Source organism: Staphylococcus microti (genome assembly GCF_000934465.1).
Lineage (GTDB): Bacteria > Bacillota > Bacilli > Staphylococcales > Staphylococcaceae > Staphylococcus > Staphylococcus microti.
The window spans coordinates 13395-27008 of record NZ_JXWY01000135.1; the positions used below are offsets into that span (position 1 = coordinate 13395).

The 13614-nt window shown below is 35.9% G+C and carries 14 protein-coding genes; 13 read left to right on the top strand and 1 reads right to left on the bottom strand.

Features of this window, described 5'->3' with window-relative positions:
• Nucleotides 1–2: 2 nt before the first annotated feature.
• The 6 genes from TP70_RS10500 (at nucleotide 3) to TP70_RS10525 (ending at nucleotide 4979) form a co-directional block, all read left to right on the top strand.
• Nucleotides 3–1373: a YjiH family protein gene (locus tag TP70_RS10500; protein ID WP_044361525.1), complete on the top strand. Its 1371-nt coding sequence runs from the start codon at nucleotides 3–5 to the stop codon at nucleotides 1371–1373.
• A gap of 108 nt (nucleotides 1374–1481) precedes the next feature.
• Nucleotides 1482–1802: a hypothetical protein gene (locus TP70_RS10505; protein ID WP_044361526.1), complete on the top strand. Its 321-nt coding sequence runs from the start codon at nucleotides 1482–1484 to the stop codon at nucleotides 1800–1802.
• 15 nt (nucleotides 1803–1817) lie between these two features.
• A complete protein-coding gene (locus TP70_RS12320; protein ID WP_169743618.1) occupies nucleotides 1818–2720 on the top strand; it encodes a hypothetical protein in 903 nt (300 codons plus the stop codon).
• On the top strand, nucleotides 2717–3427 hold the full coding sequence (locus tag TP70_RS10515) for a DUF2750 domain-containing protein (RefSeq protein ID WP_044361528.1): 711 nt from the start codon (nucleotides 2717–2719) through the stop codon (nucleotides 3425–3427). The genes TP70_RS12320 and TP70_RS10515 overlap by 4 nt, the downstream gene beginning before the upstream one ends.
• An 83-nt stretch (nucleotides 3428–3510) precedes the next feature.
• Nucleotides 3511–3831, top strand: coding sequence for a hypothetical protein (locus TP70_RS10520; protein WP_044361530.1), 321 nt, complete (start codon nucleotides 3511–3513; stop codon nucleotides 3829–3831).
• A 428-nt stretch (nucleotides 3832–4259) separates the two neighbouring features.
• A complete protein-coding gene (locus TP70_RS10525) occupies nucleotides 4260–4979 on the top strand; it encodes a DUF2750 domain-containing protein (protein ID WP_044361531.1) in 720 nt (239 codons plus the stop codon).
• A 103-nt stretch (nucleotides 4980–5082) separates the two neighbouring features.
• Here the strand turns inward: TP70_RS10525 and TP70_RS10530 are convergent, their stop codons facing one another.
• Nucleotides 5083–5343 carry a SunI/YnzG family protein gene (locus tag TP70_RS10530; protein WP_044361533.1) on the bottom strand — a complete coding sequence of 87 codons (261 nt, stop codon included), beginning with the start codon at nucleotides 5341–5343 and terminating at the stop codon, nucleotides 5083–5085.
• A 190-nt stretch (nucleotides 5344–5533) separates the two neighbouring features.
• Between TP70_RS10530 and TP70_RS10535 the strand changes: the two genes are divergently transcribed.
• The 7 genes from TP70_RS10535 (at nucleotide 5534) to TP70_RS10565 (ending at nucleotide 12821) form a co-directional block, all read left to right on the top strand.
• On the top strand, nucleotides 5534–6046 hold the full coding sequence (locus TP70_RS10535) for a metal-dependent hydrolase (protein WP_044361534.1): 513 nt from the start codon (nucleotides 5534–5536) through the stop codon (nucleotides 6044–6046).
• Between the two features lie 56 nt (nucleotides 6047–6102).
• Entirely contained in the window at nucleotides 6103–7293 is a 1191-nt protein-coding gene (locus TP70_RS10540) for a UTP--glucose-1-phosphate uridylyltransferase (RefSeq protein ID WP_044361535.1), read from the top strand.
• Between the two features lie 10 nt (nucleotides 7294–7303).
• Nucleotides 7304–8002, top strand: coding sequence for a PAQR family membrane homeostasis protein TrhA (gene trhA / locus TP70_RS10545; RefSeq protein WP_044361536.1), 699 nt, complete (start codon nucleotides 7304–7306; stop codon nucleotides 8000–8002).
• A 143-nt stretch (nucleotides 8003–8145) separates the two neighbouring features.
• Nucleotides 8146–9471 carry a multidrug efflux MFS transporter SdrM gene (gene sdrM, locus TP70_RS10550; RefSeq protein ID WP_044361537.1) on the top strand — a complete coding sequence of 442 codons (1326 nt, stop codon included), beginning with the start codon at nucleotides 8146–8148 and terminating at the stop codon, nucleotides 9469–9471.
• Nucleotides 9472–9496: 25 nt separating this feature from the next.
• The gene (locus TP70_RS10555; RefSeq protein ID WP_044361538.1) at nucleotides 9497–9949 is read left to right on the top strand and encodes a SepA family multidrug efflux transporter; all 453 of its coding nucleotides are present in this window, start codon (nucleotides 9497–9499) and stop codon (nucleotides 9947–9949) included.
• A 186-nt stretch (nucleotides 9950–10135) separates the two neighbouring features.
• Nucleotides 10136–11590: an MDR family MFS transporter gene (locus TP70_RS10560; protein ID WP_044361539.1), complete on the top strand. Its 1455-nt coding sequence runs from the start codon at nucleotides 10136–10138 to the stop codon at nucleotides 11588–11590.
• A gap of 166 nt (nucleotides 11591–11756) precedes the next feature.
• On the top strand, nucleotides 11757–12821 hold the full coding sequence (locus TP70_RS10565) for an Mrp/NBP35 family ATP-binding protein (RefSeq protein ID WP_044361540.1): 1065 nt from the start codon (nucleotides 11757–11759) through the stop codon (nucleotides 12819–12821).
• The last annotated feature ends 793 nt before the right edge of the window (nucleotides 12822–13614 follow it).

Sequence of the window (13614 nt, forward strand, 5' to 3'; positions counted from 1 at the left end):
CAATGGATAAGTTGACGAAACAGCAACAACAAGTCGGTAAGTGGAAATTTATACTCCTTTCGTTGATTGGTATTATTTTATTTTTAGTGCCAGTACCAGTTGTTGAAGACGGCCAACGTAAAACAACATTACCAATCGCATTTTTAGCAGGTGTTTTTAAAGATACAATCGGCGGTGTCATGCCGTATTTAATTATCGCGATTATTACAATTTCAGGAGCATTAACAGTGTTATTTAGCACAGTATGGCGTAACAAAATTGCGCATTCGCCATTTTTAGTGAATACATTCCGAGTATCATGGCCGTGGATCGTTGTTCGTATTATCGCAGTGATTTTTGCATGGCTTACATTTTTAAAAGCCGGACCCGAATGGATTTTTTCAGAAGATACAGGGGACTTAATCTTTACAGGATTACTCCCAACATTAGTTGCAGTCTTTTTCTTTGCAGCAATCTTTTTACCATTATTATTAGAATACGGTTTACTTGAATTTTTAGGACCGATATTTAGACCGATTATGCGTCCACTGTTTACATTACCAGGACGTTCAACAGTCGATAACTTAGCATCATTTATCGGTGACGGTACAGTCGGCGTTATGATTACGAGCAAACAATATGAACAAGGCTTCTACACGCGTCGTGAAGCAACCGTTATTGCGACGACATTCAGTGTCGTATCATTAACATTTGCCATCGTTATCGCAGAAACAATCGGCTTAATTGATCGTTTCGCAGCATTTTACTTCACGGTTATCGTGGCATGTTTTGTTGCCGCATTAATTATGCCACGTATTTGGCCATTGCGTTCAGTAGAAGACAATTACGTAGACGGCGTTTCAGCAAAAGAGCGTCCAGAAAAACGCTATTCATACAAAGAAGCATTAGCGAAAGGATATGAAGACGCTGTAACAACAGGTTACCAAGCACCGGGCGTTAAACTTTATATTCATACAGCCGTGCGTACAGTGATGGATATGTGGCTCGTCGTGATTCCAGTCGTAATGACAATCGGGACAGCAGCAACAATTCTCGCAACATACACACCCATTTTTGAAATTATTGGTAAACCATTCGTACCATTTTTAGAATTGTTACAAGTACCCGAAGCAGCCGCAGCGTCTGAAACCATGATTATCGGATTTGCAGACATGTTCTTACCGTCTATCTTAATTGAAGGCGTTCAAAGCGACTTAACACGATTCGTTGTCGGCGCATTAAGTGTCTGCCAATTGATTTACTTGTCAGAAGTCGGTGGCGTTATCTTAGGTTCAAAAATCCCAGTGAGCCTATGGAAACTATTCGTGATCTTCTTAATTCGTACGATCATCACATTACCAGTCATCGTGTTATTCGCACATATCTTTTTCTAATAAACTTATATTGATGGAATGGCTACGGCTGTTCCATTTTTTTGTTTGTGAAAAGTAAAAATGATAGGGAATATTTATAGTATAATAAAATAAAAATAGAGGTTAGACATGAAATATTTTGTGACGAAAGAATGGGAAGGACCGGGACCAGTAGTAGATTTTATCTTTCATGTAAACGGTGAAAAGATTAAGTATTATTTATACTTAGACTATGTGGAAGAAATATCGTATTTATTTCTCAAGTATAATAAGAATTATTTTTTTGCAGGTGTCAGTGATTATACTACAGAAGATTTAGTAGGTATGTTGAAATATACGTATAGTAAGCCATTGGGAAATGAAGAACCGATTATGCGAGAGTGGCGATATATTCTTAAAGATATTTTGTCACAGGATCCGAATGCACGATTGGATTTTGAAGGGGTTTAATTCTTTTTAATGGTGGTGGCAGTCATATTAGATTATCTAAAAATGTTTGAACAAATTAGAAAGTCACTAGATTATAAGCGGTATGTTATAGAGACACGTGGTGATATGAACGTCTATTTAGATCTTGTACGTTCACTATTAAATATCAAACAAGGCTGGTTTTCAAAGTATAAAATACAGTTTTCACCAGACTTAGTGAATGAGTTTTATCGTTCAAATAAAGATGTGGTGGATTATATTGAATCGACAACAGATATTTTTTATGAAGATGATGGTAATCTTTATTTACATGACTTACTAGAATATTGCTATTATATCTATGACAAACGTAAGAAAACGACCGTACTTTTATGGGATGCGGTTACACAAACGTTATATTTGTCAAAAGACTATCAAGTTGAATTGAAACAACAAAAAGGCTCTAGTCAACGATATTGGAGTTTAGTGGCAGGGACATCAGTAAGTCAGGAATGGTTATATCAACAAATGCGATACTTTATAAGCGCGTTTAATATGGTTGATGATACAGAAATGACGTATAGCTACTTGGATTATCATTATTATGACGAGGTTTTTCAACGACTCATTCGTACAAAGACGATAAGACATGCTATTTATCCAATCACTTCCGATTTTCGTGATATAGAAAAGGAGTTAAAGCCTCTAAATTTAGACAAAAAGATAATGTATTATGATACGTTTATTGTGTTGAAGGATATGAATGGTATTCCAATTGACACTATTAAAAATGTATTAGATATTATCTTAATGGACGATGAAGATATACCATTAATCTTAATAGAAGATGCATATATTTCTGATTACCACCAATTCACATATGCAAATTCTATTTTCTATACATTCATTGAACAGCCATTTGTCATATGGCAACATCAGAAGAAGGAGCTAATGGGATGACATTACATTATGCGTCGAAAAACTTAGATTCAGCATTGATAAGTCAGTACTTTGAAGGCATTCAATTACCGGCAGATTATGTAAAACTATTTCAAGAGGGTAATCTATTTTCGATAGGGAAATGGCGATTTTACCCAATACGGGATAAAGACAATTTCAAAAAAACAGCACTTCATTTTAAGGCAATGAATGCACGTTCAGAACAACAAGACTATTGGGTGATTGCAACGGATAGAGACGCATATAACCTTGGTTACAAAAAAGGGGAACAAGATTCGCCAATTTATGTGTGGCATGAAACGGACTTAGAGCCTGAATACTTCTGCCAAAATATACAACAGATGATACACATTATTCAATCTAGTGCACCACCGGTAGATGGTTATGAGCAGCAACTCCAAGCAATCAAAATGAAGCTTAAAGCAGTTGATGAAGTGCATTATATTTTTGATCCGGATAATGACTTAACAGTTTTTGTTCAATCGTTAGCAAATTATCCAGCAGGTATCGGTTTGTATTGGACAGATAAAACATTGGCAGAAGCGGTATGTCGTGAAAAGTTTGATGACTTATCGGTAAGAACTATAAAGAAGAATATGTTTATACGTATTCATGCCGATATGATAGAAGTGGAAGAAGATTTCATTGGTATCGATTGGCCAGCTACAGAATATGGTCTTGAAATTTTTCCTGAGGATTTGAAATAAATTTGTATGTAAGCCCCTAATATGTCTGAAATAGATATTTTAGCGGGCTTTACGTATATTTTTTGATGAAGAAGGTGAACGCTGTGAAATATTTTGTTACAAAAGAATGGGAAGGTCCGGGACCTGTGGTAGATTTTATCTTTCATGTGAATGGAGAAAAGGTTAAGTATTATTTATATATTGATTATATGGAACAAATAGAATACCTTTTTTATGATATTAACAAGAAATATTTTATTGCAGCTGAAAGTGAGTACATGACTAGTGATTTAGTGAAAATGTTAAAAGTTTTATATACAAAACAATTTAAAAGTGAAGAACCGATTATGAGAGAATGGCGTTATATCCTCAAAGAGATTCTATCAAAAGATTCTAATGCAGTATTAAAGTTTGAAGGAGTTTAATACTTTTTCTAGAATCAAAATATCAATGGAATGGCTACGGCTGTTCCATTTTTTATTTGTGAAAAGTAAAAAGTATAGGGCACATTTATAGTATAATAAAACAAAAAATAGAGGTTAGACATGAACTGTTTTGTGACGAAAGAATGAGAAGGTCAACATTGTGCTTTACATTCATTCAATGTCCATAGAAAATCAGCTGTAAAAAGAATAAAGAAATGGAGATGGCTTTAATAAAAAAACAGCATATAGAATTTATTGGTGAGAGAGAGATTTTTGATTTATCTAGAAGTGTGATATACAAGGGTAATGATATATTGTCGGCTTTTTAGGAATGCGATATATTCTTAAAGAAATTTTGTCGCAGGATCCAAATGCACGATTGGACTTTGAAGGGGTTTAGGTAGTTGAAATAACTTAAGGAGAAAACCATGAAAATAAACTATACATTGAAACCAGTTGCTATTGAAGAAATAGAGAAAGTAAAGAATTTAGAGAAGTTTTCTTTTATTGAATCAACATATTGGGATTTATTTCAGCAAGGCAATCGTTTTTATCTCGGTAAGTGGAAATTCTATCCGATTAGAGATGAGCATCATATAAGAAAAACTGCAATGGATGTTGTCACAATGAATCGACAATCAGATGCCTACATTTTTATCGCAGAAGATGGAGATGAAAATTACATTGCCTACCATAAAGAAGATGGGAAGCTCCATTTTATTAACGACCATGCTGGATTTGATATAGACCCACCTCTTATCTATGATGATTTAGATGAATTATTAGAGGCGTTCTCATATAAATCAAATAGTTATGCTGAGCATGAAAATAAGCTTGAAGCAATAACAAGATTATTAGATCAACAAGACACTTTATATTATCTGTACAATAGAGATATTGATGATATTGCGGGGACACTTTCTGTGGAGTTCTTTCCTGCAATTACCTTTTTCTTTTGGACCACAGAAGCAGGAGCAAAAGCATACCAAACTGAATTATGGGAGAACTTTGAGTTGAAAAAAATGTCTGTGGATACTTTTTATAGTGAGATTTTAGAAGATTTTGCAGAATATGGTGATGTCGTTGGTATTGATTGGGAGAATAATGGCGGCGAAGAATTTTTTGCTGAAGCATTACTTGAGATGTAGATATTTAATTAGAAGCAATGGCAGTGGAAAAATTAAGTTCAATAATCACAAAAAAAGACGACGCTCTCCCGAAAGAGAGCGCCGTCTTTTATTATAAATTCACTTATTTCGTGACTTCGTTATAAACTTTTTTATCGTTAAATGTGTAGATAATGTATTGATGATCTTCAGTATCGATAATGACACGGTTCGTTTTACCAAATGTTGAACCGATACGAGAAACGTGCTTGCTGTCTAACTCTGGTACTGCATGGATATCTTTATCTTCTGAAACATTTTTGATTGCTTCATTAGGGATGCGGATATCTGCAACTCTCCATTGAATTTGTACTTCTTTATCGTTTTTCTTAACTGTCATAGCCATTCGACTGACACATCCTTTAACTAATTTGTAAATACATGATAACGCATTCATCATAATTTTGCAAGTATATGTGAGATACTTTTTGGATCAATGTGACATACTAATTATAATATATTCGAATGCGAAAATATGTTCGTGTTTTAAAGCGAGATATGCTATAATTTTTGTGATTATAGAAAGGAGTGCCCTCATGACAGGTAAGACACATGCTGCAGCTGGTTTGCTGGTCGGTACAGCAGTTGCACTACATTTTGAATTAGATATTTTTGAAACGGTCACAAGTATGGTCATAGCGGGCATTGCGAGCATATTTCCGGACATATGTCATACGCAGAGTAAAATTGGAAGAAAACTATGGTTCATTAGCTGGATTATCAAACATCTGTTTGGACATCGGACGTTAACACATTCGATATTGTTTGTTTTTATCACATATGGGTTATTGTATATGATTCAAACACCGATATACTACATGATTTCGATAATCTGTGGTATGCTTTCACATGTAATATTAGATATGTTGACCCCGAGAGGCGTACATTTATTATTTCCATTACCAATACGGGTAAGGTTCCCCGTTCAGTTTAAAACTGGGGGATTGGTTGATTTATCGCTGGCAACGACATTTAGTATTTTGACAGTTTATATGCTATTTGATGAGGGTTTTAAGTACGTCATTGAATCGATGTTACATTATAAGTAATTTGCACAAAGTGGTGCATACGAATTACCCATTCAAAAGGAGCGAAAAAAGAAGTTATGTTAGATAAGAATAAATTAGAAAAGGTCAATCAAGCGCATTTGTGTGAATATGAGAAAATGATGAGCACAAACGAAAAAGAACGTCTTCATGATAAAATTCAGTCGCTCGACTTGGCTGACATTCAAACGTTATACAATGATGTATATGTTAACAGACAGGCGATTCAAGATGTGTCAGGTGTGCAAGAAGTAAATTTTGAGCAACGTGTCACATACGATGATGACACAAAAGCGATGTATACAGAAAAAGGATTAGCAGCTATTAAAGACGGTAAGTTTGCGGTCTTACTATTAGCTGGTGGACAAGGCACACGTCTTGGGCACAAAGGACCTAAAGGCACATTTACAATTGGCAATAAAAGCCTTTTTGAGTTACAAGCAGACCAATTGTTAGCACTTCAACAAGAGACGGGTCGATTTGTTGATTGGTATATTATGACAAGTGACATTAATGATGAAGCAACACGTGCCTTTTTTGAAGCACATCGTTATTTCAACTATCCAGAAGCACATATTTATTTCTTCAAACAAGATAATATGGTGGCGTTAAATGAAGCGGGCCAACTGATTTTTGATAAGAGTGGTCAAATTATGGAAACGCCTAATGGTAACGGTGGCGTGTTTAAATCATTAAAAAAAGCAGGCTATTTGGCACAAATGATTGAAAATGGCAATGAGTATGTATTTATGAACAACATTGATAACGTACTTGTTCGTGTATTAGATCCGTTATTTGCAGGGTTTACAGTACATCATCATAAAGATGTTACGTCTAAATCTATTGCACCGAAGCCTGGTGAATCTGTCGGTCGTATCGTTGTACAAGACGGTAAAGACACGGTATTAGAATACTCAGAGTTAGCAGACGGTGCGGCAGATAATTTTAATAATGCAAACATTGGTATCCACGCATTCCGTTTATCGTTTATTGAAAAAGCGGTGGATAAAGCATTGCCATATCATTTAGCAATTAAACAACTTGAGCAATTAGACGAAGATTTTGGTGTTGTTACACGACCAACACTTAAATTTGAATTGTTCTATTTTGATATTTTCCAATACGCTAATTCATTTATCACGTTGCAAGTGCCACGTGAAGAAGAATTTAGCCCGTTAAAAAATAAAGAAGGTAAAGATAGCGTCGAGACAGCAACTGCAGATTTAAAACGCATGAATATTATTGAATAAAGGTGATGAAATGGCAAAAGCAAGCACGACTAAGGTAAAAAAGAAAAATAAGACGGCACTTGAGACGTTTAAAGATATTAATCCATTAACTTTTGGAGAGGAAATTGGAAACTCTGTGTCGCACGGTGTCGCTGCATTGCTCATGTTAATCGCATTGCCTTATGCAGCTGTGCACAGTTATATCACATCGGGCGTTATGATGTCGGTGAGTGTTTCGGTATTCGTTATTAGTTTGTTTTTAATGTTCATATCTTCTACGGTATACCATACAATGCAACAAGCGTCACCGCATAAGTATGTTATGCGTATTATTGATCACAGTATGATTTATGTTGCGATTACGGGTACCTATACGCCAGTAGCACTTGCACTTATCGGTGGTTGGCTCGGTTGGTCTATCATGATTATTTTATGGGGGACGACGATTTGGGGTATTTTGTATAAAGCAATCGCGACGAAAGTGAATTCAAAGTTAAGCCTGATGATTTATTTACTCATGGGATGGGTAGGTATCATCTTCTTGCCAATTATTATCAGTAAAGGATTATGGTTGTTTCTCATCTTTATCCTACTTGGTGGTATTTCATATACGATTGGTGCTTGGTTTTATGCGCAAAAAAATCGTCCATATTTCCATATGATTTGGCATATTTTTATTTTGATTGCATCCTTGTTCCATTTTGTAGGTATCCTTTATTTTATGAATTAATACAAACAAGTAACAACAACAAATAGATACGATTAACTGGCTAGGATTTCATTGAAATGATGAATACCTAGCCTTTGTTGATGTATCAGTAACATAGGTTTTGTATACTATAAATATGTAAAAATCATGAAGGGGGTGTCGTGATGACATTTAAGAAAACAAGTATTATCATTTCGCTCGTGTTGATTATGTTTATGTCTGCAATTGAAACATCCATTGTGTCACTTGCATTACCGACGATTCGAGACGATCTGAATGCAGCGTTGCCAATATCACTCGTATTCACGGTGTATTTTGTAGGCATTGTGCTCGTTATTCCGCTACTCAGTGAGTTAATGTCACAAGTTAAAGTCATCTATGTCACAATTGTAGGCTTAGTTCTATTTATTGCCGGCAGTTTGCTGTCAGGGCTAAGTACAAGTTTTGAAATGTTAATTGTCGCACGCCTCATTCAAGGGATTGGTGCAGGTGTTAATATGTCACTCGCACAAATTATTCCTAAATTAGCTTTCGAGATTCCATTTCGTTATAAGGTCATGGGGATTGTCGGAAGTGTTTGGGGCATTTCTAGCATTTTAGGCCCGTTTTTAGGTGGTTTTATTTTAGAAGTAGCAACGTGGCATTGGTTGTTTTATATCAATGTTCCAATAGGTTTAATTGCTTTTGGCTTTGTGTTGTTCTCATATCACTTTGACAATGAAACGGTTGTGCGACAAAAAGTCGATTATTTAGGTCTCTCGCTGTTTTATTTATTAATTTTCTTACTTATTGCAGCAATGGTGACGCCAATTTCAATGCCTGTGATGCTCATGGGTGGTGCGATGGTGCTAGGATGTAGTGTCATCGTTTGGTATGTATCTAAGCGACGTCACAATCCATTCCTACCAGTTAATGAATTTCAGCCGAAAATTGTGCGTGCATTTTTTACAGACTTTTTCATTGCGCTCGTTCTGATAGGATTTAACGTTTTTGTGCCAACCTACTTGCAAGATTACTTACATTTAAGTCCATTGCAAAGTGGTCTTATTGTATTTCCGTTATCCATTGCATGGTTGCTCATTAACTTTACATTAGACAAAATTGAAGCCCGCTTATCCGTTAAAGGGATTTATTTATTGGCATTCGGTATGCTTATCATCGGTAGTATCAGTATGTATATCGGCGCCACAAATATTTTTGTGATAGCTATAGTCATGTTTGTTGTAGGGCTAAGCTTTGGTATGATTTACACGAAGGATAGTATCGTTGTGCAAGAAACGGTATCACAAAATAATATGAAAAAAATGATGTCTTTATTTACATTGACGCGTAATATGGGAAATGCGACAGGGTCTGCAGCGATTGGTATGATTTATACATTGTCGCTGTCATTCACATCTTGGCCGATTCAAAACGTCATGTTTGCGAGTATGCTTGTCATTATGATGTTAATAGTAGTCTGGCTTCGAAGTCGTGAAAACAATCGTTAATTTTTAAGAAATGGAGGGATACGATATGAAAGGTAAATTTAATATATTTTCCTTATTCGTGATTCTCTTCATTTTTGCTATTTCTGGCATGATTTTTTTAACGTTATTAGCTTTCGGTTTATATGGTGTCAGCCGTATTTTGATTATTTTAGATTTAGGTGAGTTTGCGTATAATGAAGGCTTTTATGATAACTTAATTTACTACGGTAGTTACATATTACTGAGTTACTTCGTCATTTTTTGTATTGAGTACACGATGGATTTATTGCGCAAAAAGCTGTATTTTAGTCCGTATTTTCAAGGTGTGACCTTTCACCTCATTACTTACACGTTAATGGTTGTTATGTTCTATTACATGATTCATATTCATTATGCCAAAATTCATATTGATTATTGGGTATTGATGATTATTATTGCGCTTCTCTATGTATGCAAAGAAGTTTTTTATCCTGAATCTGAGGATTTGAATCGACGTTAATTATACGAATCAAATGAGCACTCGGCCTGCATCAACAGTAAAAGGGCTCGACTGATTAAATTAAAATATGTGATAACAAGGTGCTATATTTTTTATTTTTTTCAAAATGAAAGCGCTAAATGATTTGCCAAGCTAACTATTTAGTCGTAAAATGTAGAAATGATTAAAAGAGAGGAGCAAATTTTTATGGCATCGAGCGTTCAAGTTAGTAGAGAGCAGCGCAATATTATCGTTGCAGTCATGCTCATTAGTGCATTTATTGCCATCTTGAACCAGACATTATTAAATACAGCCTTGCCCGCTATTATGAAAGGGCTCAATGTTGATGAAAATACATCACAATGGCTAGTAACTGGTTTTATGCTTGTTAACGGTATTATGATACCTTTAACGGCTTATTTTATGGATCGGATCCCCACGCGTAACTTGTACTTATTGGCGATGGGGGCGTTTTTAATTGGCTCTGTAACAGCTGCATTAGCGCCAAGCTTTTTAGTGCTCATGATTGCGCGCGTGATTCAAGCGATGGGCGCAGGTGTTATTATGCCACTGAGTCAATTTACAATGTTTTCACTATTTCCGAAAGATCGTCGTGGCTTTGCGATGGGACTTTCAGGACTCGTTATACAATTTGCCCCAGCGATTGGTCCAACGTTGTCCGGGGTATTAGTCGACCACTTCTCATGGCGTGCACCGTTGTATGTCGTTGTCGTCGTGGCAATTATTGGCTACATTTTTGGTATCGTCTATATGCGTAACTTTAGTGAAATCAAAGAGGTTGTCTTAGATAAAGTATCCGTTGTACTATCAACATTTGGTTTTGGTTTAATGTTGTATTCATTTAGTACAGCAGGTTCACAAGGATTTGAACATCCAAGTGTATTTGTAACATTAATCATTAGCTTCGTTATTATCGGTGTATTTATCGTGCGACAACTTAAAATAGATAATCCCATATTAAACTTACATGCGTTTGAAACACGCACATTTACATTGACGTCTATTGCATCTATGATTGCGTTTACTTCTATGGTGGGGCCAGCTTTACTCATTCCAATTTATGTTCAAAGTTCGCTCGGTTTATCAGCAATGCTTTCTGGTCTTGTAGTGTTACCGGGGGCAGTCATCAATGGGATTATGTCAGTCGTAACAGGACGATTGTACGATAAAGTCGGTGCACGTTTACTTGTTATACCGGGATTTGCGTTGTTATTAATTTCAACAGTATTGATGGCACAACTATCTGCACATACTGATTATTGGTATGTCATTAGTATGTACACATTGAGATTATTCTCTGTATCATTATTGATGATGCCACTTAATACAGCGGGGATTAACGCACTCTCTAACGAAATGGTGTCACATGGTACGGCGATTATGAACACATTGCGTACGATTGCAGGTTCAATGGGAACAGCGCTCATGGTGACGTTAATGTCTATCGGTGCATCTCGCTTTGTACCAACTGCAACGATGTCAGCATCTACGGCACAACGTGAAGCAATGGCAGCAGGTGTCAACCTTGCCTTTTACATCACTGCAATATTCGTGTTGATTGGCTTTATTTTAAGTTTCTTCATTTATGATCGTGGTAAAAAAGTAAAAAAACCTAAGCATAAAAATATGAGACATGTATAGCAAATTTTCAATAACAACTGATTTGAGATGTGAAAAAAATTAACATTTCAAGTCGGTTGTTTTTGCATAGGGGACTTTTTAAAGAAATCGAGGGTTTTTACCTTATGCAATCGCTTTATATTTTGTTACACTATAAACAAACGTGTACAAAAGGGAGAGATCATCTGTGTTAACAGTAGAACAAGTCAAAACACTCGTTGGAGAAATCAATGATCCAATTATTAATGTGCCACTTAGCGAAACAGGTGGCGTGATAGATGTGTCGATTAAAGAAGAAAAAGAACATGTCAGCGTTAAAGTTGCGATGGCACAGCTTGGCGGTCAAACACAACTTGATTTACAAATGGCAATTGTAGAGAAGTTGAAAGAAAATGGGGCAAAAACAGTTGGGATTCGTTTTGAAGAACTTCCCGAAGAAACAGTAGAGAAATATCGTGGTAGCAAGGAAGAAGAACAACAAACGATTGAACAATTTATCGCACAAGGCAATGATTTAGAATTTATTGCCGTCGCATCTGGTAAAGGTGGCGTTGGCAAATCAACAGTCGCAGTTAACTTAGCTGTTTCATTGGCACGTGAAGGCAAACGTGTCGGCTTAATTGATGCTGATATTTACGGATTTAGCGTACCAGACATGATGGGGATTGATGAAAAACCAGGAATTGAAGGCAAAACAGTCATTCCTGTTGAACGTCACGGCGTCAAAGTGATTTCAATGGCATTCTTTGTAGAAGAGAACGCACCTGTTATTTGGCGCGGACCAATGCTTGGTAAAATGTTGACAAACTTCTTTACTGAGGTGAAATGGGGAGACTTAGATTATCTTATTTTGGACTTACCACCAGGTACGGGAGATGTCGCATTAGATGTGCATACAATGTTACCGTCTAGTAAAGAGATTATTGTAACAACACCACATCCAACAGCCGCATTCGTAGCCGCACGTGCTGGCGCAATGGCAAAACATACAGAGCACTCTATTTTAGGTGTTATTGAAAACATGTCATACTTTGAAAGTAAAGAGACAGGCAATAAAGAATATGTCTTTGGTAAAGGCGGCGGTCAGAAGTTAGCAGATGAACTACAAACAGAATTGCTCGGTCAATTACCACTTGAGCAACCGTCATGGAAACCAGTTGACTTTGCGCCATCTATTTATCAACCAGAAGACAAACTTGGCGAAATCTACCAATCAATCGCACAAAAAGTCATCGCATTGACAGCAAAATAATGATTGAAAAGGCACCTGATACAAGGGTGTCTTTTTTTGTGGTTCTTCATCTTTTGTGGTGGGACAATGTATGCTGATTGAAGCGGGAGTAGGATGAGGATCCTTACTTGTAGTCTTGGCAATAATGAATTATAAAGGCAGAGTAGCATGCTGAAAGTATGTGTTAACGTAATTCACAAGAGGTTGCAACAATAAAGTAGTAGCTACTCACCATGAGTCTACAGTGAGTTGGTGCATCATCTTGATTGAATCGTTTTTGTAAAGTGAGTACTCGTATATAAGGCGTTTTAGTGTTTAGTGGATTGTATGGTTACTTCAACAATCTGCAAGTAGCATTCATGCTTAAATCTATATAAAGATAAAAAATTATAAAAAAGTTAAAAAAGAGGGTTGATTTTTATTGTAAGAGCGATTAGAATAATTTCTTGTGAGCAAGAGCTTATAGTAAAGAAAATAAAACGAAAAAAATTATTTTCAACTTCTTGTTGACAACGATGAACGCACTTGATATGATATGAAAGTCGCAAAAATAAGTGCGAAACAAAATTAAATCACAAGTCAGTTTTAATGGTGTAAAATTTACTGTTGATAACGATTTGAAAATGATTTAATATTGAAAAAGTCTTGAAAAACATTTGATAACAACGAAACAATGTTGTATAATGTTCGAGATGATAAAAAATGAACATTGAAAACTGAATGACAATATGTCAACGTTAATTCCAATAATTTGAGTACTCAGAGTAGTACTTTCAAGAGTGATTGACTTAAACAATCAACGAGCTATATCAAG

Bases quoted from the DNA above. Each gene is read 5' to 3' on its own strand.
- TP70_RS10500 (WP_044361525.1), top strand. From the start codon at position 3: ATGGATAAGTTGACGAAACAGCAACAACAAGTCGGTAAGTGGAAATTT.
- TP70_RS10505 (WP_044361526.1), top strand. From the start codon at position 1,482: ATGAAATATTTTGTGACGAAAGAATGGGAAGGACCGGGACCAGTAGTA.
- TP70_RS10515 (WP_044361528.1), top strand. From the start codon at position 2,717: ATGACATTACATTATGCGTCGAAAAACTTAGATTCAGCATTGATAAGT.
- TP70_RS10525 (WP_044361531.1), top strand. From the start codon at position 4,260: ATGAAAATAAACTATACATTGAAACCAGTTGCTATTGAAGAAATAGAG.
- TP70_RS10530 (WP_044361533.1), bottom strand. From the start codon at position 5,343: ATGGCTATGACAGTTAAGAAAAACGATAAAGAAGTACAAATTCAATGG.
- TP70_RS10535 (WP_044361534.1), top strand. From the start codon at position 5,534: ATGACAGGTAAGACACATGCTGCAGCTGGTTTGCTGGTCGGTACAGCA.
- TP70_RS10540 (WP_044361535.1), top strand. From the start codon at position 6,103: ATGTTAGATAAGAATAAATTAGAAAAGGTCAATCAAGCGCATTTGTGT.
- trhA (WP_044361536.1), top strand. From the start codon at position 7,304: ATGGCAAAAGCAAGCACGACTAAGGTAAAAAAGAAAAATAAGACGGCA.
- sdrM (WP_044361537.1), top strand. From the start codon at position 8,146: ATGACATTTAAGAAAACAAGTATTATCATTTCGCTCGTGTTGATTATG.
- TP70_RS10555 (WP_044361538.1), top strand. From the start codon at position 9,497: ATGAAAGGTAAATTTAATATATTTTCCTTATTCGTGATTCTCTTCATT.
- TP70_RS10560 (WP_044361539.1), top strand. From the start codon at position 10,136: ATGGCATCGAGCGTTCAAGTTAGTAGAGAGCAGCGCAATATTATCGTT.